Here is a 22536-nt window from a genome sequence, read left to right as displayed (position 1 = left end):
AATTATAAATCAGAAATACACTTTAGAGAAAGTTAAACTATCAAACTGATTTAACTTTGTAATTATTAGATTGAGACTTTATCCACTCTTTTGATTGCTTTAAAAAAGCCACCCAATCGACTCTTTCTAGCTCAGCAGCTTTTGATACTAGTTGAGGAGCTTGTTGTTTAATAAGCTCTAAATCAGGCTTAGTGACTCCATTATTGAGAGCCATCCAATCGGCCATCGACCTTCCAACTACTCTTGTTAAGTAAGCAGCACTCAAGGCCTGAATTGTTCCAGCTGCCACCCAAGAGGAGCCATCAAGCTTTGCCAAGCTCAACAAGGACTGTCCACTCCATTCGACCACTCCCTGAGCAATTGCAGCCATTGCTAGTTGACGTGAGATTGCCTCAAGTAATTCTGGCTTCATTTTGGATGACCATATTTTCGACATTTCTTTGATCATCAAGCCATTAACCACTGCAACTGCAAGCAAATCAGTTGAGGCGACAGGGGAGGCAAAAACGATACCAGCAACTATCCACTGAGATCTTGCTTGAATAACCTTGAATTTATCTCTTCTTAATTTTTCTAAATCTTTTTGCCAAGAAGTATGCAATCGAGACAAAAGTCTTTGCTTAGTAATGTCTGTATTCTTTTTTGGATTTTCAAGAAGTTTCTTAATTGGAGAAAAAACCGTTGCCATTTCTGTTTGAGATCCATCCCATTTCAGTACTCTGTTTGTCCACCTGTCGGGTAATTGAGCCTCTAATGCATTTCTCTCGTCAGACCAATCAGTAGATTCTTTACTGGCAACCATTAGCCATGCTGGTTGATCTGAAGGGATATTTTTAATCCACAAAAGATCAGCTGCGCTCATTGGAAGTGCCAAAGAATAAACAATAAAATCTTGCTCTTGGATTAAATCTGACAAAATCCAATTTCGATCTCTTACAGGAAGAGCTGGTGGGAAAGAAACTTTTATTTGATTATTTATTCCTAAAACTTTTTCTAATTGCTCTTTATCAGGTAATTTTACGCCTTTTGTTTTCAAGAAACCAATGCTTTGATCTTCGCTTCTATCAATAATTTTTTGCAAGGAATTTATTCTTTCTTTTTTTACTTCACTTTGCTCCCCATCTTCAAGCAAGTACTCAAAATTCTCTAAAACGTCATAGCATCTTCTTACCCATCCATGAACAGTGGAGGGAGCATCAAATGAAACCTTCCCTGGTTTTAAGAAATAAAAAATCAAACCAAGTCCTAATAGCAGACCCAATCCACCTCCAGGTATGTGGGCCACATCACTCAAAACCCATTGACCAGTGATTGTTAGTCCAATAAAAAGACTAATTTTAGGAATAGAAAAAGAAGTCAAGGAAAAAGGCGATTTTGTTAATGAATGATTTTCCATATTTCAATAATTACAGTTTCTTCTTAGCTAACTTTTATTTTAAAGCAAACTTTCCCTTAATAACCTCAAAGAAAGAAGGGTTTACGTTTTTAAAAAGAGAAATTTATACCTAAAAAAATCGAGTTTTTTTATTGGTATCGATTTTATAAGATGTGAAAGTGCTAATCAAGATATTCAAATTTGTCGCAAAAGTACCGGCTATGCGTCACACTTGCCCCTATTGACAAATATGTTCATGGGTGACTCTTACACCAATAATCAGTCAGGTGGTGGCGATTTCCAAAACCAAAGACAAAATGGCCGTAATAATTTCAGAGGTGGCCGAGGTCCTAACAATAGGGACGGAGGCTTTCGCATTCGCTTAAGTGATAATGAAATGCGCGCAGCCAGATCATTGCAAGAAGCCTTCAATCTTCGTTCCACTGTCGCAGTGCTTGGTTTTGCAGTAAGAACTCTTGCGCAAATGCTTGAAGATGGAAGTCTTGAAAATTTAGTAAACGAATACAGGTCTCAAGCGCCCGCCAATAACCAAAGAAGAGGCAGGGGAAACTATAACGGTGAAAATAACAATTCATTCAACTCAAAGCCCAACCCTTTTGCAAGACCAGAAAAACCAGTTAAAGAACAACAGGTCGCTGATACTGATCAGGAAAACAATGTTACACAAGATCCTGAAGAAGAAAAAAATAACGATCAAGCTAGGGAAGCAAGTTCCAATGAAGATGATTCCACAAATACAAGCGAGCAAGGATAAGTGAATCAGAAGCGAGTCTTATCTGGTGTTCAACCCACTGGAGACGTTCATATTGGTAATTGGCTTGGAGCAATAAGAAATTGGGTTGAATTACAACAAAATTACGAAACATTTGTCTGCGTTGTTGATCTTCATGCGATAACCACTCCGCATGACCCAAAATCTCTTCATCAAAATTCTCTATCTACAGCGGCTTTATATATCGCTTGTGGGATGAATCCTGATAAATGCTCAATATTCATTCAAAGTCAGATAAGCGCCCATAGCGAGCTTTGCTGGATATTAAATTGCTTAACTCCTTTAAACTGGATGGAGAGAATGATTCAGTTTAAGGAAAAGTCAATTAAACAAGGTGACAATGTATCTATTGGATTATTAGATTATCCAGTCCTTATGGCAGCGGATATTCTTCTATATGACGCTGATTTGGTTCCTGTTGGAGAAGATCAAAAGCAGCATCTAGAGCTTGCGAGAGATATTGCTTCTCAAAGAGTTAATTCAAAATTCGGAACAAAAGAGAATCCAATACTTAAAGTTCCAAATCCCTTAATTTTGAAAGAGTGTTCCAAAGTAATGAGCCTGACAGACGGAACAAAAAAAATGAGTAAAAGCGACCCAAATGAAAATAGTAGGATTACTTTATTAGACAATCCAGAAGTAATTACTAAAAAAATAAAACGAGCAAAAACCGACTCAGAATTAGGACTAGAATTTGGAAATCCCTCAAGACCTGAAGCTGATAATCTTTTAACAATTTATTCAATAATTTCTGGCCTAGGGAGAGAAAAAGCAGCTAAGTATTGCGCAGGAATGGGCTGGGGTAAATTCAAACCAGAATTTACAGAGGCAATGATTAACGTTCTCAAACCTATTCAAGAAAAGTATAAAGAACTAATGAATGATCCAGAAGAGTTAAAAAGAATACTAAATAAAGGCAAACTTACTGCCGAGGAGGTTTCTAAGTTAACATTAAATAGAGTTAAAGAAGCTCTAGGATTTTATTCAAATTTGTAGAAAAATTATGCCAATAATTACATTACCTGATGGAACTGAAAAAAAATATGATTCCGCTGTAACAATTGACCAAATAGCATCAGAAATTGGTCCTGGTTTAGCCAAAGCAGCGCTAGCTGGGAGAGTGAATGGGGAATTAATTGATACTTGTATTCCTATAACTCAAAATTCTCATATACAGATTATTACATCTAAAGATGATGAAGGACTAGAAATTATAAGACATTCATTCGCTCATCTTCTTGGACATGCTGTAAAGCAATTATACCCCGAAGCAAAAATGGCAATAGGGCCTGTAATTGAAGATGGTTTTTATTATGATATTTCTTATACAGATACCTTTACTCCTGATGATCTTATAAAAATTGAGAAAAGGATGAAAGAGTTAGTTAACAGAGATTATAATGTAGGTGTTGAAATAGTTAGTCCAGAAAAAGCAACGGAAGTTTTTACTGATAGAGGTGAAATTTTCAAGCTAGATATAGTTAAAAATATTCCTGAGAATGAAATCATAAAGTTATACAAACATCAAGAATATATTGATATGTGCAGAGGTCCTCATGTGCCAAACACAAGGCATCTAAGAGTATTTAAGCTAATGAAAGTATCCGGGGCTTATTGGCGCGGAGACTCTAACAATGAAATGCTACAAAGAATATATGGAACAGCCTGGAAAAGCTCTAAAGAATTAAAAGAATATATCTCAAGAATTGAAGAAGCTGAGAAAAGAGATCATAGAAAATTAGGGAAAAAGTATTCACTTTTTCACTCACAAGAAGAAGCACCCGGTATGGTTTTTTGGCACCCTAAAGGGTGGACTATTTATAGAATTTTAGAAGATTTTATTCGGGAAACGATTACAAAATATGATTATCAAGAAGTTAAATCTCCGCAAGTAGTAGATAGAAGTCTTTGGGAGAAATCAGGCCATTGGGATAAATTTAAAGAAGATATGTTTACTACAACTTCAGAGAACAGGGAATACGCAATAAAACCTATGAATTGTCCATGCCACATACAAATATTCAATCAAGGTTTAAAAAGCTATCGAGATCTTCCTATTAGACTTTCTGAATTTGGTTCTTGTCATCGCAATGAGCCTTCTGGTGCACTGCATGGCTTAATGAGGGTAAGAAATTTTGTTCAAGATGATGCACACATATTTTGTACCGATGAACAAATCCAAGAAGAAGTCCAAAATTTTATTGATTTGGTATTTGAGGTTTATAAAACCTTTGGCTTTGATTCAATTCTTATTAAGCTCTCAACAAGACCAGAGAAAAGAGTTGGGAGTGATGATATCTGGGACAAATCTGAAAAAGCCTTATCTGAGGCACTTGATTCAAAAGGATTAGACTGGTCGCTACTCCCTGGAGAAGGCGCCTTCTATGGTCCAAAAATTGAATTCTCCTTAAAAGATTGCCTCAATAGAGTATGGCAGTGCGGAACAATTCAAGTAGATTTCTCCATGCCTCAAAGGCTCAATGCAAGTTATATCGATATTACAGGAAGGAAACAAACACCTGTAATGCTTCACAGAGCTATTTTAGGTTCTTTTGAGAGATTTATTGGGATATTAATTGAGAATTATTCAGGAAATTTCCCTACATGGTTATCACCTGTTCAAATAATGATTATGGGCATAACTGATAGAAATAATGAAGCATGTTTTAGTGCTAAAGATAAATTAGTTGACTTTGGATTCAGAACTGAAATTGATATTAGAAATGAAAAAGTTGGTTTTAAAATACGAGAACATACTATGCAAAGAATACCTTTCTTGATAATTATTGGAGATAAAGAAGAAGAGAATAATGAAATCTCAGTAAGGACAAGAGAAGGTAAAGATCTTGGAAATATGAGTATAGATAAGTTTAAATTAATAATCGACGAATCAATTAGCAAAAAAGGTATACAAATTAATCAATCCTAAATCAAAAACGATTTCAATAACTAATGAATTTACTTGCTGGAGATCTTGGAGGGACAAAAACTATATTAGCTGTTTATTCAAACGAGAACTATCCAAAAAAATTATTTGAAAAATACTATATTTCTTCAAGATGGAAATCTTTATACTTAATATTTGAAGATTTTATTAAACATTTACCAGAGCATATATCACTCCCTGAATATGGTTGTATTGGAGTAGCAGGACAAATAAAAGGCGAAAAAGTGAAGGTTACAAATCTAGGATGGGATATAGAAACAGAAAAATTATCTCACCTTTCAAAAATAAATAATATTGAATTAATAAATGATTTCTCAGTTTTGATATGTGGAATACCATTTTTTAAAAAATCCCAATATGAAGTAATCCAAGGAACATTAAATTCTGAGTACAAAACCAATCAGAAATTAATTGCAATTATTGGAGCTGGTACTGGCTTAGGAATGTCTAGAGGATTAATTACACCTAAAAGCATTTTTATATTTCCAAGTGAAGGGGGGCACCGAGAATTTTCCCCAAGAACAGAAAACGAATGGGAATTAGTTAAATGGCTAAAAAAGAAGTTAAATATTCAAAGAATATCAATTGAAAAAATAGTTAGTGGGACGGGCCTTGGGATGATTGCTAGATGGAAATTGGATGATTCCAAAAATGAAAACCATCCACTTCAAAGAACTTTAAAAAAAATGGATAATGACAAATCAGATTTCATAGATTTACCTGCACTTGTTTGGGAAGAAGCAAATAAAGGCGACAAATTAATGTCTGAAGCTTTGCAACTATGGCTGAATGCATATGGATCTGCAGCTGGAGATCTTGCTTTACAAGAACTTTGCTCTTCAGGCTTATGGATTTCAGGTGGAACAGCTGCAAAAAACCTCGATGGAATAAACTCTTCTAACTTCCTTAATGCATTTAGTAATAAGGGTCGCTTCCAATCTTATTTAAAGGAAATCCCATTGATTGTTCTTAAAGATCCAGAAGCGACATTATTCAGTTCAGCTTGCAGAGCACGCTTAAGTGCCGAATCAAATGGGAGACTTAGCTAAAGGATAAAAACATGGGGCCGCCAAAAATAGGACAAACTGTCGTGGTAGAGGTTCCTTCTACTACTGCCAATATTGGACCAGGGTTTGATTGCCTGGGTGCAGCATTAGATCTTTCCAATCAGTTCACAATTAAAAGAATTGAAGGTAATGCTGAAAGGTTTGAATTAATAATGGAAAGTACTGAGGGCAATCATTTAAGAGGCGGCCCTGAGAATCTTTTTTATCGAGCCGCGCAACGAGTTTGGAGAACTGCAGGTGTTGAACCTGTCGCACTTGAGGCAAGAGTAAAATTAGCCGTTCCTCCTGCAAGAGGCCTTGGAAGCAGTGCTACTGCGATCGTTGCAGGCCTGGTTGGAGCGAATGCACTTGCTGGCTACCCTTTGCCAAAGGAAAAATTATTAGAACTAGCAATAGATATAGAAGGGCATCCAGACAATGTTGTTCCATCATTAATAGGAGGTCTTTGCGTAACAGCTAAAACCGCAAACGACAGGTGGCGCATAGTCCGCTGTGATTGGGATCAATCAATAAAAGCGGTAGTAGCAATTCCATCCATTCGCCTTAGTACAAGTGAAGCAAGACGTGTAATGCCTGAGAACATTCCAATTAATGATGCAGTAATCAATTTAGGTGCCCTCACGCTTCTACTTCAAGGGCTGAGAACAGGTAATGAGGATTTAATTGCGGATGGTATGCATGACAAGCTTCATGAACCCTACAGATGGGGATTAATCAAAGGGGGGTTAGAGGTAAGAGAAGCAGCAAAGGCTGCTGGAGCTCTAGGATGTGCAATTAGTGGAGCAGGCCCAAGCATTCTTGCCTTGTGCAAAGCGACTAAAGGCCGAGAAGTCAGTGTCGCAATGGTCAAAGCCTGGGAAGCTGCTGGTGTAGCAAGTCGTGCCCCTTTGATGAGCCTTCAACTCAGAGGTAGTGAATGCATTTCAAACACCTTTGTCTAGTTCTTTTCATGAAAACAAACAAAAACTGATAGCTTTATGGCTGACTTGCCCCAAATTATGGATGCCAATGTGCCTATGAGTATTGATTCTCAGACAGTATTTCCATGGCTTTCACTCATTGTGCTCCTACCCATAGTTGGAGCGTTGATAATGCCTTTCCTCCCAAAAGAAGAAAGTAAAAATTCTAATCTGCCAAGAAACATAGCTCTAGTTATTTTATTAGCCGATTTTCTAATTATTGTTTTGGCTTTTGCCAACTTGTTTGATCCAAGCAGCGAAAATTTGCAGTTAGTAGAAAGACTTCAGTGGCTCCCTTCCATAGGACTTGAATGGTCATTAGGAGTAGATGGAATATCTGCACCGCTAGTAGTTCTTAGCGGGCTAATTACTTTTTTGTCTGCAGCTGCAAGTTGGAAAGTAAAACAAAAAACAAGGCTTTACTTTGCTTTATTATTGATTCAAGCATCAGCCCAAGCTTTAGTTTTCCTATCACAAGATTTTCTACTATTCTTTTTAGCTTGGGAACTTGAGCTTGTTCCTGTTTATCTACTAATTGCTATTTGGGGAGGCAAAAGAAAACTTTATGCAGCGACAAAATTCATTCTTTACACCGCACTCGCTTCCCTTTTGATACTACTTAGTGGTCTTGCACTAGCTCTTTCCGGAGATCAATTCACCTTCAATTTAAGTGAAATCGCAGCCAAATCTTTTTCTGGTAATTTCGGCATATTTTGTTATTTAGGTTTCTTAATTGGTTTTGGAGTAAAGCTTCCTATCTTTCCGCTTCATACCTGGCTGCCCGATGCTCATGGAGAGGCAAATGCACCAGTCTCAATGTTGCTAGCTGGTGTTTTATTAAAAATGGGAGGTTACGCTCTAATAAGATTTAATGTACAAATTTTACCGGATGCTCATCTAATACTCGCTCCAGCTCTGATCATCATTGGAATAGTAAATATTATTTATGGAGCTCTAAATGCTTTTGCCCAAGACAATGTAAAAAGGCGCATTGCCTGCAGTTCTGTAAGTCATATGGGTTTTGTACTTGTTGGAATTGGTGCTGTTAATGCACTTGGTATAAGTGGAGCGATGCTCCAGATGATTAGCCATGGACTTATTGCTGCTGCAATGTTCTTTGTTACTGGAAGTTTTTATGAAAGAACCAACACTCTTTCAATCCCAAACATGGGCGGGCTAGCGAAGGCTTTGCCAATTACTTTTGCATTTTTCTTAGCCAGTTCTTTAGCTTCACTTGCCTTGCCAGGAATGAGTGGATTTATAAGTGAAATCACAGTTTTTCTAGGCATAACTAGTCAAGAAGGATTCACTTCTTTATTTAGAGCAATAACAATTCTTTTAGCAGCCATTGGACTGGTTTTAACTCCCATATACCTTCTTTCAATGTGCAGAAGAGTATTCTTTGGCCCTAGAATACCCGCTCTATCGATAGTAAAAGAAATGGATGCTAGAGAGCTTTCTATAGGTTTAAGTCTCTTAGTCCCTACATTAGTAATAGGTTTTTGGCCAAGAATAGCTATTGATTTATATGAGGTATCAACAAATGCTCTCGCACAATCATTAATTACCAATAACCTTGTACCAATAAGTTAGTTTTTGAATCTAAAAAATGACTTCAATTAAGCCATCAGCACTATTAAAAGGTCAAGGTCTTCCTGATTACGATAAAATCACCCCTGATGAGATCAATAAAAATATTCCAAAACTTATGAGAGAACTAAATGAAAAATTAAACAAGCTAGAAGAACAACTCGATAAACAGTTAACAACCAATAAATCCTTGAGCTGGGAAGATGTAATGCCTCAGCTTTATGAAATAGGCGAAAAGCTTCGTTGGAGTTGGGGGGTTGTAAGTCATCTGAATGCTGTATGCAATACAACTGAATTGCGTGAGGTTCATTCAAATCAACAACCTAGAATCGTTAGATTTAGTAATCAGATTGCTCAAAGCGAAGTAATTTTTAAGGCACTCTTAAATTTAAAAGAGCATGGAAACATAAAAGATGAAACTCAAATAAGAATACTTGAGACTGAACTGATAACAATGAAGAACAAAGGAATTGGTCTGGAAAATGATGAAAAAGCTTTATTTAATGCTCGCAGTGAAAGATTAGCTGAATTATCAACGACATTTAGCAACAATGTATTAGATGCCACCAAGAACTGGAGTCTTTTATTAAAAAACAAGTCAGAAATCGAGGGCCTACCTGAAAGAGCCCGAGAAACATTGTCTCTTGCTGCAAAGGAGGCTGGTGACAAAGATGAAGAAGGTAATGATCCTTCACCATCAAACGGACCATGGAGAGTTGGCTTGGATTTACCTAGCTACATTCCTTTCCAAACTTATGCAAAAGATAGACGTATCAGAGAAAAAGTTTATAGAGCCTTTGTAAGCAGAGCTAGCGATGGGAAGATGAATAACAAAAGAATAATTGAAGAAATTCTAACCATCAGAAACAAGCAGGCAAAACTGTTGGGATATAAAAACTGGTGTGAAATTAGTTTGGCAACAAAGATGGCCGATAATGAAGAAGCTGTCGAGATATTACTAGAAGAACTACGATCAGCTGCAATGCCTCATGCTGAAAAAGAAGTTATACATCTTCGTGAGTGTGCCATAAGAAATGGAGAAAGCGAAGATTTTAAGCTATCTCCATGGGATATTAGCTTTTGGGCTGAAGTTCTACGCAAAGAGAAATTCGATCTTGACCAAGAGAAACTAAGGCCATGGTTTCCTTTAGATCAAGTTCTTAATGGTCTATTTAACTTGTGCAAAAGACTTTTTGAAATTGAAATTGAAGAAGCGAGTAATACAGCACCTTTATGGCATGAAGATGTCCGTTTCTTCAATGTTAAAAATTTAGATGGCCAGAAAATTGCATCTTTCTATCTAGATCCATTCAGTCGTCCTGCGACAAAAAGAGGAGGTGCTTGGATGGATGAATGTTTGTGCCGAAATCAAAAAACGAAAGATGATATTGTTCTCCCTGTTGCTTACTTAGTCTGCAATCAAACGCCTCCTATTGCTGACAAACCCAGTTTGATGAGCTTCGAAGAGGTAGAAACCCTTTTCCATGAATTTGGTCATGGTCTACAACACATGCTGACAACTGTAAGCTACCCACAAGCAGCGGGAATTAATAACGTTGAATGGGATGCTGTCGAATTAGCAAGTCAATTTATGGAAAATTGGTGCTTAGAAGATCAAACAATTTCTGAAATAGCAATTCATTGGAAAACCAAAGAGTCATTACCAGAATCCGAAATCAATAAATTGAGATTGAGCAGAACATTTAATACTGGTCTTGCGACTTTAAGGCAAATACATTTTGCTCTTACTGATCTAAAACTCCATAGTCAATGGGATGAAAATTCAGAAATTTCCCCAGATGAATTGCGGAGACAAATCGCAGAGAATACAACGGTGATGACTCCCATTCCAGAAGATCAATTCCTATGTGCCTTCAGTCATATTTTTGCTGGTGGCTATGCTGCAGGATACTACTCTTATAAATGGGCTGAGGTGCTCAGTTCTGATGCCTTTGCCGCTTTTGAGGAGGCAGGACTTAGTAATATTGCTGAAGTTAGAAAAATTGGCAAAAAATATCGGGATTCAATTCTAAGTCTTGGGGGTAGTCGTTCCCCCAGCAAGGTCTTCGAACAATTTAGAGGTAGACTTCCCTCTACTAAAGCCTTAATACGACATAGTGGGCTTAATTAGCGATCATTAAAAATCTTTTTGACTAAAATATCTATAGAACTAGAATTGGTAATCAATTCTTTATGTGTTAATACAGGTAAGTGATAAGATTCACCCATAGAGAGTTTTGATTGCCAGCCTGGGAATGACATCAAGTCCCATTTTGTAAAAAAACTAGTACATTCAACTTTTTCTAAAGAAGACTGATCGTTATTTAATTGAGATAAAAAACTACTTCCTCTTTTCATCTCTGCAATACCCGGCATCATAAAAGAAGGGATCATTTGAGCTGTGTAAGTACCAAAATGCGGTGTACCAATACTAAAGAAACGTTTGGTTCTTAAAAAACCGTCATGATTCTGCAACCAACACCTACTAATTAATCCACCCATTGAAAAACCAACTATGTCTATTTCAATTTCAGACCCAACTAGTTCCTCTATCTTAGAATCAAGATCTTGAGCTAGACGCCTAAGAGATGTTTTTCCATACTTATGTGGCAAATGTGGTCTGTACAATTCATAATCATCTTCATTTATTTTTTTAATTAATTTTTCAAATAATTTAGGATTGTTCCATAAACCATGAATAAAAAAAATTGGTCTTGCGTTTGTTTCCAATTAATTAATAGGCAATGAGAAATTTCTTTTTTTTTCGACAATAACACTTCCACTAAATCCATGTATTGGTGGAGAGCATTTTGTCAGAAGAATATGAATTGGAACTGGACCATATAGAGACTCAAGAATATTCAAAATTTGATCACTATAATATTCTATCGTTAAGCATTTGATCTCAAATGAAAGTTTTTTAATTGCTTGAATTGCTTCGCTATAGTCAATTGATTTATCTAATTGATCAAGCTTAGATGGCTCATCCAAATCCAACCAAAAACTTATATCAAGAAGAAAGCTTTGACCATGTATTCGCTCACTTTCTAAAACACCTACATGAGCCCAAAGATCTAAGTCTTTTATATGAATTGCGCTTAAATTATTAAATTGGCTCATAATGGTAGATCAGCATGAGAAAAGCTTCTATCTCCAGAAGCGAAATCCTTAACAAGATCGCCATCACCTCTGAGATAATAGCGATAGGTAACTAAACCTTCTAATCCAACTGGTCCTCTTGGTGGAAGAGTCTGAGTACTTATACCAACTTCAGCTCCAAACCCATATCGAAAACCATCAGCAAATCGAGTAGAGCAATTATGATAAACACCTGCACTATCAACCGAACTTAAAAATTTCTCAGCAACTTCCTTATTATCAGTAACTATCGCCTCTGTATGACGAGAGCTATATTTACGAATATGTTCAATAGCTTCATCTGAATTACAAACAATTTTTATTGAAAGAATTAAATCAAGATATTCAGTAGACCAGTCTACTTCATCAGCCTTATTTTTTACCCCTAAAGATTGACTCCTTGCATCACCCTTAAGAGTTACTCCTGCATTGGAAAAAATTGGCAAGGCTTTTTTCAAAAATATCTCAGCAACATCTTCATGAATTAATAATGTCTCAATTGCATTACAGGCAGCCGGATATTGAATCTTACTATCTAAAGCTATGCTTATAGCTTTATCAATATCTATAGATTTATCCACATATAAATGACAAATCCCATCCGCGTGCCCTAGGACAGGAATACGTGTGTTTTCTTGTATAAATTGGACTAACTCATTACTACCTCTAGGTATTATCAAATTTACAAACCGATCTAAACGAAGTAAGCCTAAGCTTTCTTGACGTGTAGTGAGTAAAGACAACGCACCTGAACCAACAGCTGATTTTTTTAACCCCTTGTTGAGAGAATTCATTATTGCTTGATTTGTTGCTTTTGCTTCACTTCCTCCTTTTAATAAGGCTCCATTTCCAGAACGAACAGCAAGGGATGCTATTTGAATTAATGCATCTGGCCTCGATTCAAATATCACTCCTAATACTCCTAATGGAACTGTTACTCTCTCAAGAATAAGATTTTCATCCAATTTCCTATGAAGTTGTCTTTTACCTATTGGATCTGCAAGATTTGAAACTTTTAAGACCCCTTCAATACACCCTTTGAGTTTCGTTTTTGTTAACTGCAGTCTTGATAAAAGTGAATTATTCAACCCTTCTTTTTCTGATCTTTCAAGATCTTGACTATTAGCTCTCAATATATCCTCGGCATTATTATTCAAAGCATTTGCCATTTCAGTCAAAGCCTCACACCTCTTTTCGTTAGTGGATTGACCAAGCAAGATAGAAGCTTCTTTTGCACTCTCAGCTACTTTTATTAGCTGAGGAGTAGGTTCAGGAACTAAAAAGTTTGTACTCATTTGATTTGGATAAACTATTTAATCGAAGATAAATTTTAACTATCTTTAAAATATTCCTTTAATGGTGAATCAAGCAATAAAAGAAGATAAAAATCTATCGAATTCAAAAAATTTAGTTAAGTCATTTGTATTCAACTATTCATTTATTTAATATCTAAAATAGAGTTGGAGCTGACTTTGCCAATTCCCATCCTTATCAAACGAGCCAAGTAGACCTACATTAGGATTCATTTGAAAAGTAATATTTCCTTTTGGTGGAATATCCTGTCGGTTAGGAGCAGCCTGAACTGAAAAATTAATCTTATCATTAATGTCGACTCCTATTTCTGTCACCCATGCCTGTTGACCTGGCAAATTTGTATCTTCCTGATCACTACTTGAAGAACTGCTTTCACTGGTATCACTCTCTGAATCTGATCCACCTACATATGCAGGGTACAAAGATATTTGAAGCCTATCACTTAAAAAACCATTAATATTACCTTGAAGATAGGAAGCAAAAGATCTGTTCAGAAAACTAGTGAGAGCATCTCCATTACCTCCACTACTTATTAAAGTTGCAAGAGAATTACCTCCTATGAGTCCTAACAATTCACTTCTTCCCAATGATGGATTACTTCTTAATTGAAAGTTTTCACTAATTCGATCTGCAGGTCCAGAAGCTGTCACTTCGACATTTACGAAACGAGATCCTCCAATTCCAAATGATGCCATGCCATTGGAGGAAAAATTACTGACATCTCTAACATTATCTGGGACACGGCTCTTCAAAGTCACGTCAACGTATGGAATCAATCCCATAGAGGGAACAAACACGGCTACATTAGGTTCACTTTGATCTAGGTTAAAAGTAGTCGTAAAGAGGTTAACGTAACCACTAACAAGTTTAATGACTCCACTAACTTCAAGTGTCTCGTCAAAAGCGCCATTCAAGAAAAGAAATCCATTCGTTTCAAAACTTGCCAAGGGTTGAGAAACTAATCTCAATGAAGGGCCAAGTACAAGCTTAAAATCTTCAAAGCTAATGGCTTCCAATCCACTAGGCAAACCAGCACTCACTATTCGGCTTGCAGGAGCATCTTCATCTTGAATGAATAAAACCAGAGGTTCTACCTGGCTCCAGTTTTGTTCAGGGAAGCTAGGAATACTTTTAACCTTAGAATCTTTAGGGCTATCAGATTTATCAGATGCGTTCTTGTTAGGATTATTAGCTCTTTTAGCAAAAATAGAGCCCTCTGAAACAAAGACTTCGCCTGCCAATTTAGGTTTAATAATAGAACCTTTAACAATAATCTTGGATGAAGCTATGAAATCAGTAAATGCTGTTTTGATACGTGTTTTCTCTATAGAAAACGCCAATGGTTCAATTTCTCTTAATTGAGAATCAATTAACGAAATTCCTCCTTTACTCTTAACAAGACCGTTTGGTCCAATATTTGCTGTTAGTTCACGGACTTCAAGTCTATTAAAATCGAAAACTACTGTGCTATTCAAATTATTAATTTCTCTATTTTGAAAAAGTAGATCACTGTTGTTTAAAACAAAAAAACCATTTGATACTGGTTTTTTTGGCGTTCCACTAATTAGCAAGCTCAGATCAGCAGAACCAGAAGTCCAAGATACATTTCCTTTTGTTAGACCTGTTAAAAAAATCAATCCATCTCCATGACTTTCAACTTTTAGATCGATAGGATAAGAATTATTTAATGGATAGATTCCACTTAATTCAACTGGGTTTATCGTAGATTGATCCCTCAGAGCTATATCAAATTCAAGATAATTATCTTTATAGAAAATACTACCTTTATCTAAAATAATTTTTCTATCATCAATTTTTGTGTCCTTGATAGATAGATCAGAAGTTACTTCTGGGGTACCATTAGTCAAACTATATTTACCACTTAGACCAAAATATCCATTAACTGTCGATGGAATTGGCGCAAGTAAAGACAATAATGAAAAATTGAAGTCAAGTAATGAAAAGTTTCCATTGCCTGATCCTAGATTTCCATTAAAAAATGCTTTAAAAGGTCTTATATCTTTTGAATTTATAACTTTCAGCTTGTTTGTCCAAACCCTTCCAAATGCTTTAGCTTCTAACTTTAAATCAGATAGGCTTGGACCGCTTAATTTAATATCCGCATCAACATTTCCATTTAGATCATAAGGATTAATAATACTCTTATTATTTATCTTATTAATCTCTTCTTTATATAAATCCTTAGATTTAGATAAAGCTTCTAATTGAGTATCTAAAGAACTATTATTATTACCAATCTTCAATCTCCCTAAATCTTCTGCTTCACCCAATGCCTCTGAGTACTTCAACCCTAACTTAGGAAACTCTAAAGCAGTAGCAGCGATCCAACTAGAGCTAACATCTTTAACTTGAGCTAACAAAGAAAATTCAGATCCATTATTAATATCAAACTTAATCTTTCCATTTTTAGATGTAATTAATTCACCTTTTAGATAAGTTTCTGAATTTTTAATTTTTCCATTAATACGTGCCTTTTTTAATTTGAGACCTAACAATCTAAAATAATCTAAATTTACATAACCATTAAGAAATAGTGGATCAAGAGAAAATATTCCATTCCCTGACACTTCCCCAAATATTCGTTTAAAACTCTTCTCTGGGGGGAAAGCAACTTCTATTCTATCTAATCTAAACTTATCAGCATCCCATTCAAAAGCATTTAATTTAGAGTTTATACTTATTTTACCTCCCAATCTATTTAAGCTTAAATCATTGAAATTACCATTTCTATTGAAGTTAATTTGAAGATTAGCCGGGGTGGAAGCCCCTTCTGATTGAATTCTCAAACTACCCCATTTCTTTTCATCTGGTATTCGAGTAAAGGAACCTCTCCACTTTTCTCTTAAGCGAATACCATTAGCCTGTGGGTTATCCAAAGAAAGGTCAATAGAAGAATTTAATGATGTCAGAGGCCCATAGAAGTCACCAGTAGTATTTAATTTCCCAGATAATGATGCATTTAATATTGGATTTAATGCACCTAAAGGAAAAGATTCTAAATTAAAATTTGCTTTTAAATCTCCAGGTATAAGGCGTCTTTCAACTATTGAAATTGGCAGTTTAAATTTCAATTCAAGAGGTTTATGCTCATAGTCTTTAATTTTTACATAGGCTAGAGATTTTATATGTGTTAAATCTTTTTTATAAAATGGTATTTCAGCTAACGTAGATATATCCCAATAACCATATTGCCAATTTGTTTCTGTTATTTTTAACCTTTTATTATCACATTTTATTCTTGAATGGTTAGTAGATAGCGTATCATTTAAAATCCCTACTCTTAAGCTTAGATCATCTGCAGTTAAACCACCTTTGCATTTTATAAAACCTTTATCTATTTCTAAATTAATTTTACCATTAATATTGCCCTTGGAAATAATATTTGAATCATTCCCTAAGATCCCCTGCAAAAAGCCAAGTCTAAGTTTATCAACTCTTGCTTTAGCTTGAAACTCTAATCCATCCCAATGGCCCTTACCAGAAAGATAGAGGCTTCCCTGCTTTTTAGAGTGTAAGTTAACAGCACCATAAATCTTTTTCTTAGCAAGGTTAAGGCCAAGATTGCCTCTAGCAAATAATATCTTTTCTCCAGGATTAAATACAATTTTGGTTGAGCCTTTTAGATTAAATCTTAGATGTAAGTTATTTGACTTAGAATTATCAGTCGAGGGCAAGACCCAAAAAGAACCTTGATTATTTTTGGCTAGTATAATTTCAGTTCCCTTTGGATTAAATATTGCAACAGGTTGCCAATTAAATAAACTTGCAAAAGGCGCAAATTTAACGGTTAAAGTTGAAATATTGACAGATGAAGAATCTTTTTCACCTGGAAGCAACTTCGTTCGTCCCAACGCAACGCCCCATGGTCTAAGCCCTCTGTAGGCTCCTATTTTTAAAGGATGGCCTAAGGAGTTGGATAATGTTTTTTCTATTTGAGGTGAAAAACGGCTTATAGTGCTGCCTACCAAGAGATCTGCCCCACTCCAAATCAAAACACCACCTAAAGCCACAAGGGTTCCAGCAAGTCCCCAGCGCTTTAATCTTTTAGAACTCCTCTCATCTCCCATGAAACATCATTCTCAAACTTGGGGAGCCAACAAACTATAAAGAATCAATTAAGGAGAAACCAGCCTATGTCTATGAGTGAAGTTATCCAAGTTGGAACAAAATGGCTAGCCTGGGGAGGATCAGGACTTGGCATCTTAACAATTCTGGCTTATCTATTAAATTGGGGAATTAAATTCCGGCTCACTGGCACAACAATTTTCACACTTTTATTATCAGCTAGTTGCTGGGCCTTCGATCAAAGTTATACACCTCCGTTTAATGTAGAAGGGTACAAATATGCTCCCATTGTTTATGACAATGGCTTTGATTTGGTTGTTGCTCAAGCCTCAAACGATTTTCCTAAAGAAGCGATCAAGCCAACATTGCTACAAATAGCTGGCAATTTGAAAGGGGGAGGAAGAAATGGTGCTCAGGTAAAGGTCAGACTAAGAAAGATAGAATCAGTTGGAGATGGGATAAGTAGACCAATTGTTCTTGGTGAAATAATAAATGATTTAAAAGAATCAAAGATAATAGAATTGCCAAATAGGAATTATTCTCCAAGCGAAGATTTTTCGATCCCGGCTGATTCTGAAGAAATAAGCTCATTAGAGACATATGAATAAAAAGTTATTATTAAAAAACCTTCCTAAAAGCTTTTATCAAGAAGAAAAAATACTCTTATCAAATGATATTAAAACATGGAATTCTTTATTATCTATCAGCGATGAAGAAATTAATATTCTAATTAGTGGAAGTCTGGGTAGTGTTCGTAATCTAAAAAGACTTAAATGCATAGCATATTTTATATGTTCGTTAGATATTGAACTTAACGAAGCAGCCTTGCTAATGCACTCAGGATTGATTTCTAACAAGGCACTCTCTAGACTCACTCCTCAAGAGCTAGTTCAAAAGACTGGTCGTTTTGAAAGAATTTTAAGAACAGAACGAATTCCATTAATAGATCTAAGCAAAGCTCACTTTTTAATCGAGAAAGCAAAAAAAACATTATTTAATTCACCCAAGAACAATAAGGTAATAGAATAAAAATAATTAAATATAAACTAAGTAAAATTGAGAAAATGAATAGTTTAATAATCACTTTAATATTTTCATCATTTGCCATTAATCAAGAGGCAATGGCTCAATCAAGACTACTTGAGGGTGTAAAAAGAAATCCTGATGAAGCAAAATCCATATGCAGAAGTTTTAGGGAACTAAATAAAGAAAACATCTCGGCTGGTTCATCACAATCTATTCAGAAAATCTCAATTCAGAAGAATATAAGCGAAGTTGATGCTGAGATCCTTTCGATGTATGTAAGAGGTCTTTATTGCCCTGAAACTTTTTAAAGCAACAAATGAATTCAATAAAATTCAGGGACGAAGTATTACAACTTAGAGACGGAACATTACTCAAATCTCGAATCTGGTTACCGCCAGGGGAGGGCCCATGGCCTGTATTGCTCATGCGTCAACCATATGGAAGAGAAATTGCTTCTACAGTTACATATGCTCATCCCTCCTGGTGGGCTAATAATGGCTATCTAGTCGTAGTACAGGATGTTCGAGGTCAAGGTGGATCTGAAGGTGAATTCAAGGGGTTTAGCCAAGAAGCCGCAGATACCAGTCAAACTCATAACTGGGTTCGATCCTTACCTGAATGCAATGGCCTACTAGGTACATACGGTTTTTCTTATCAAGGGTTAACACAGCTCATTGCAGAGGAAGGAACTTCTCCACCTGATTGCATCATACCTGCAATGACAGGGCTTTCAGAACAGGAACATTGGAGTTGTGAAGGAGGAGCCTTTTGGTGGTACTTAGGAATTGGATGGGGTTTGCAATTAGCAGCTCAAAAGGCCCAAAGAGAAAAGAATTGGGCAGCCTGGCATGAAATCCGTGAGAGTCTTGAATCAAAAAAATATTTATTTAATGGTCATGAATTACTTAAAAAGAATGACCCGCGAGGGATGGCTTATAAATGGCTAAATTTTTCTTCTAGCAACAATCTTCAATGGAAAAATCATGAGCCTTTAGACAGCTGGTTAAAAAAGCCATTGCTACTAATTGGGGGATGGTGGGATCCTCATTTGAGAGGGATTTTAGATATTTTTGAAAAATCTACTAAAGCAGGAGGCAGCCCAAAATTACTCATTGGTCCTGCCACTCATCTTCAATGGTGGGAGGGTGCACAACTCACCCAGTTAAATTTTTTCGATTCTCATTTAAAAGAAAAAAACAAAGAAATCTTTTTCCCTACAATCAATCTTTGGAATCTTACGAAAAATAGTTGGGAGCTTTCAATTCAAAATAAAACTCCTACATGGAATCTTCGTAGTGAAGGTTTGGCTGCGATAAGTCATTGCGAGGGTAGCTTAGTCCCTAATTTTGATTTGGAAGCAAATTGTGAGGTGAATTTAGTACACGACCCATGGAGACCCGTACCAGCCATCGGAGGACATCTCAGTGATACGCCTGGGAAAGCTAACAGATTCAATATTGATACTCGTTCTGATGTCGCAGTATTTACGACACCTCCAATGTCAAAAGAGATAAGGATAGAAGGTATTCCAACTCTTAACTTAGAAACCAAATGTGACAGGGAAGGCTTTGATCTGTTCGTTGCGTTATCAATAATTCCTAGTGAAATCAAAAACACTGCAACTCAACTTTCAACTGGTGTTCTCAGAATTACCAATTCTGAGAAAAACAGACAAGCCGCCAGAGAGATAAGATTACAACCAATTCTTGCCACATTTAAAGAAGGAGATCGTTTGAGAATTTCAATATCAGGATCTGGATGGCCAGCTATTGGAATAAATCCTGGGCAGAGTCAATATCTATGCGAAGGGCCAAGTCCTCACTGCCTAGTGACTACAATCACACTCTTACTATTAAATTCAAAACTTAAATTTGAATCACTTATTTCCTCTTAGGGGTTCAATATTTACTGTCATAGGATTAAGCTAGCTAGCTATTTAAGCCATAAGTCATGCCCGTCTCTATTATTCTAGATTCCTTGAAAGTTGACGGACAAAGACTTTCTGAATGCAGACATGAAAGTCCTTTTTCTATTCTTGGTCCTCAACCGTTTAAAGATAAATGGATAATTCGAATATGGATGCCTGAAGCAAGTGCAGTTGAACTAATAACTAAAGTAAAGAATATTCAGCTAGAAAATCCCAACCATGAATGGATATTTGAAGGAGTTGTAGAAAAAGATCCTGGCACTGACTATCAAATAAAAGTTAAAAGAGGAGGAATTGAACATGTTCAACATGATCCCTGGAGCTTCCGAAAAGAGTGGATGGGTGAAATTGATAGACATCTTTTCGCAGAAGGAAATCACCATCATATTTGGCGAAAGATGGGTGCCCACATTACTGCGATAGATAAAAAAGAAGGCGTTATGTTTTGCTTGTGGGCACCTCATGCAAAAAGTGTCTCTGTTATTGGTGATCTCAATTCATGGGATGGCAGACATCACCCTATGCAAAAACGTCTAGGTGGTATCTGGGAATTATTCATACCAGGTCTTAAGGATGGTGATTTATACAAATATGAAATTAGAACTGAGGAAGGACATTGCTATGAGAAAGCTGATCCATATGGTTTTCAACATGAAGTAAGGCCAGCAAAAAGCTCAGTCATATCAAAGATCGATTCCTTTCAATGGAATGATCAATCTTGGATATCCAATCGGGACAATAGAAATCCTTTAGAGCAACCGATATCCGTTTATGAGATGCATTTAGGCAGTTGGATGCATGCTTCCTCAGACGAACCATTTATCAACTCTAACGGAGAACATCGCCCTCCTGTCCCGGCAGCAGACATGAAGCCTGGCTCAAGATTGCTTACATACAAAGAGCTTGCAAACAAGCTCATTCCTTATGTCAAAGAGAGAGGTTTCACTCACGTAGAGCTTATGCCAGTTTCTGAGCACCCTTTTGATGGCTCATGGGGTTATCAAGTCACTGGTTGGTATGCACCTACAAGTAGATATGGATCACCAGACGAATTTCGTGCCTTCGTTGATGCATGCCATAAAGAGGGCATAGGAATTATTCTCGATTGGGTCCCTGGGCACTTCCCTAAAGATCAACATGGACTTGCATATTTTGATGGCAGCCATCTATACGAACATTCAGATCCCAGAATTGGAGAGCACAAAGAATGGGGAACATTAATTTTCAATTACAGTCGAAATGAAGTTCGCAATTTTCTAGTTGCAAATCTAATTTTCTGGTTTGATCAATTTCATATAGATGGCATACGTGTTGATGCAGTTGCATCAATGCTTTACAAAGACTATCTTCGTCCAGAGGGTGAATGGATACCTAACGAAGATGGAGGAAATGAAAATTTTGAAGCAGTTAGATTTCTACAACAGGCTAATCACGTCCTTTTTCAACATTTTCCGGGCGCACTTTCGATTGCCGAAGAATCAACCACATGGGCTGGTGTAACTAAACCAACTGATATGAATGGACTTGGTTTCAATCTAAAATGGAACATGGGTTGGATGCACGATATGCTTGATTATTTTGAAATTGACCCATGGTTTAGACAATTCAATCAAAACAACATCACTTTCTCAATTTGTTATAACTTTACCGAAAATTTCATGCTTGCTTTAAGCCACGATGAAGTTGTTCATGGGAAAAGTCATCTTCTGCATAAAATGCCTGGTGATGACTGGCAGAAGTACGCAAACACACGAGCCTTACTAGCGTACATGTGGACACATCCAGGTAAAAAAACAATATTTATGGGAATGGAATTCGGACAACGTCAAGAATGGAATGTTTGGGATGATTTACAATGGGATCTTCTAAATTATGAACCACACAAGGGAATACTGAAATTAGTAGATGATTTGAATACTTTATATAAAAAAGAACCTGCTTTATGGAGAGATGATTTTGACGAATATGGTTTCCAGTGGATTGATTGCGACGATAAAAAAAATTCAGTAATTAGTTTTATGAGAAGAGAAAAAACTGATGGAGAATGGTTAGTAATAGTTGCAAACTTTACCCCTCAAAACCACTCTAATTACAGAATAGGTGTACCTATTGATGGGTTCTATGAAGAAATTTTCAATACAGATTCGAATAAATATGGAGGTTCAAACATAGGAAATATGGGAGGTAAAGTAACAGATTCTTACAACATACATGGATATGAGAATTCAATAGATCTTTGCCTTCCTCCTCTTAGCGTTCTAGTTCTCAAGCATAAATCCAAAGAGAATTAACCCTCCTCGAATAGAAATGTTTC

17 protein-coding genes are annotated in these 22536 nt (G+C 36.3%); 12 read left to right on the top strand and 5 right to left on the bottom strand.

Features of this window, described 5'->3' with window-relative positions; translation table 11 throughout:
• Window positions 1-40 precede the first annotated feature (40 nt).
• Entirely contained in the window at window positions 41-1396 is a 1356-nt protein-coding gene (locus tag AC6EI2_RS00185; RefSeq protein WP_498462431.1) for a YcjF family protein, read from the bottom strand.
• Between the two features lie 229 nt (window positions 1397-1625).
• On the opposite strand from AC6EI2_RS00185, the gene AC6EI2_RS00180 reads away from it, so the two are divergent.
• Genes AC6EI2_RS00180 through AC6EI2_RS00150 form a run of 7 tightly spaced genes read left to right on the top strand, consistent with a single transcriptional unit; the run spans window position 1626 to window position 10862 of the window.
• A complete protein-coding gene (locus AC6EI2_RS00180) occupies window positions 1626-2150 on the top strand; it encodes a DUF8668 family protein (RefSeq protein WP_498463499.1) in 525 nt (174 codons plus the stop codon).
• Entirely contained in the window at window positions 2151-3164 is a 1014-nt protein-coding gene (trpS, locus tag AC6EI2_RS00175; protein ID WP_498462430.1) for a tryptophan--tRNA ligase, read from the top strand.
• Window positions 3165-3171: 7 nt separating this feature from the next.
• Window positions 3172-5097, top strand: coding sequence for a threonine--tRNA ligase (gene thrS / locus AC6EI2_RS00170; protein ID WP_498462429.1), 1926 nt, complete (start codon window positions 3172-3174; stop codon window positions 5095-5097).
• A 23-nt stretch (window positions 5098-5120) separates the two neighbouring features.
• Window positions 5121-6164 carry a glucokinase gene (locus AC6EI2_RS00165; RefSeq protein ID WP_498462428.1) on the top strand — a complete coding sequence of 348 codons (1044 nt, stop codon included), beginning with the start codon at window positions 5121-5123 and terminating at the stop codon, window positions 6162-6164.
• A gap of 11 nt (window positions 6165-6175) precedes the next feature.
• A complete protein-coding gene (thrB, locus tag AC6EI2_RS00160) occupies window positions 6176-7123 on the top strand; it encodes a homoserine kinase (RefSeq protein WP_498462427.1) in 948 nt (315 codons plus the stop codon).
• A 57-nt stretch (window positions 7124-7180) separates the two neighbouring features.
• Entirely contained in the window at window positions 7181-8734 is a 1554-nt protein-coding gene (locus AC6EI2_RS00155; RefSeq protein ID WP_498463498.1) for an NAD(P)H-quinone oxidoreductase subunit 4, read from the top strand.
• 16 nt (window positions 8735-8750) lie between these two features.
• Window positions 8751-10862, top strand: a complete 2112-nt coding sequence (locus AC6EI2_RS00150; RefSeq protein ID WP_498462426.1) for a M3 family metallopeptidase — start codon at window positions 8751-8753, stop codon at window positions 10860-10862.
• Here the strand turns inward: AC6EI2_RS00150 and AC6EI2_RS00145 are convergent.
• The 4 genes from AC6EI2_RS00145 to AC6EI2_RS00130 form a co-directional block, all read right to left on the bottom strand.
• Complete coding sequence (locus AC6EI2_RS00145; RefSeq protein WP_498462425.1) at window positions 10859-11461, bottom strand: esterase/lipase family protein; 603 nt, start codon at window positions 11459-11461, stop codon at window positions 10859-10861. The two genes, AC6EI2_RS00150 and AC6EI2_RS00145, sit on opposite strands and share 4 nt — an antisense overlap.
• Window positions 11462-11851 carry a dihydroneopterin aldolase gene (locus tag AC6EI2_RS00140; protein ID WP_498462424.1) on the bottom strand — a complete coding sequence of 130 codons (390 nt, stop codon included), beginning with the start codon at window positions 11849-11851 and terminating at the stop codon, window positions 11462-11464.
• Complete coding sequence (locus AC6EI2_RS00135) at window positions 11848-13164, bottom strand: glutamate-5-semialdehyde dehydrogenase (protein WP_498462423.1); 1317 nt, start codon at window positions 13162-13164, stop codon at window positions 11848-11850. The genes AC6EI2_RS00140 and AC6EI2_RS00135 overlap by 4 nt, the downstream gene beginning before the upstream one ends.
• Before the next feature lie 147 nt (window positions 13165-13311).
• Window positions 13312-17271 (bottom strand): translocation/assembly module TamB, encoded by a 3960-nt coding sequence (locus AC6EI2_RS00130; protein ID WP_498462422.1) that lies wholly within the window; start codon window positions 17269-17271, stop codon window positions 13312-13314.
• A 72-nt stretch (window positions 17272-17343) separates the two neighbouring features.
• On the opposite strand from AC6EI2_RS00130, the gene AC6EI2_RS00125 reads away from it, so the two are divergent.
• Genes AC6EI2_RS00125 through glgB form a run of 5 tightly spaced genes read left to right on the top strand, consistent with a single transcriptional unit; the run spans window position 17344 to window position 22513 of the window.
• Window positions 17344-17877 (top strand): Ycf51 family protein, encoded by a 534-nt coding sequence (locus tag AC6EI2_RS00125; RefSeq protein ID WP_498462421.1) that lies wholly within the window; start codon window positions 17344-17346, stop codon window positions 17875-17877.
• The gene (locus AC6EI2_RS00120) at window positions 17870-18298 is read left to right on the top strand and encodes a DUF4332 domain-containing protein (RefSeq protein WP_498462420.1); all 429 of its coding nucleotides are present in this window, start codon (window positions 17870-17872) and stop codon (window positions 18296-18298) included. Before AC6EI2_RS00125 ends, AC6EI2_RS00120 begins: the two co-directional genes overlap by 8 nt.
• 35 nt (window positions 18299-18333) lie before the next feature.
• Complete coding sequence (locus tag AC6EI2_RS00115) at window positions 18334-18603, top strand: DUF8664 family protein (RefSeq protein ID WP_498462419.1); 270 nt, start codon at window positions 18334-18336, stop codon at window positions 18601-18603.
• A gap of 8 nt (window positions 18604-18611) precedes the next feature.
• The gene (locus AC6EI2_RS00110; RefSeq protein ID WP_498462418.1) at window positions 18612-20189 is read left to right on the top strand and encodes a CocE/NonD family hydrolase; all 1578 of its coding nucleotides are present in this window, start codon (window positions 18612-18614) and stop codon (window positions 20187-20189) included.
• A 56-nt stretch (window positions 20190-20245) separates the two neighbouring features.
• A complete protein-coding gene (gene glgB, locus AC6EI2_RS00105) occupies window positions 20246-22513 on the top strand; it encodes a 1,4-alpha-glucan branching protein GlgB (RefSeq protein ID WP_498462417.1) in 2268 nt (755 codons plus the stop codon).
• The last annotated feature ends 23 nt before the right edge of the window (window positions 22514-22536 follow it).

Source organism: Prochlorococcus sp. MIT2302 (assembly GCF_059772385.1).
This window is presented reverse-complemented; position numbering and strand designations above follow the sequence as displayed.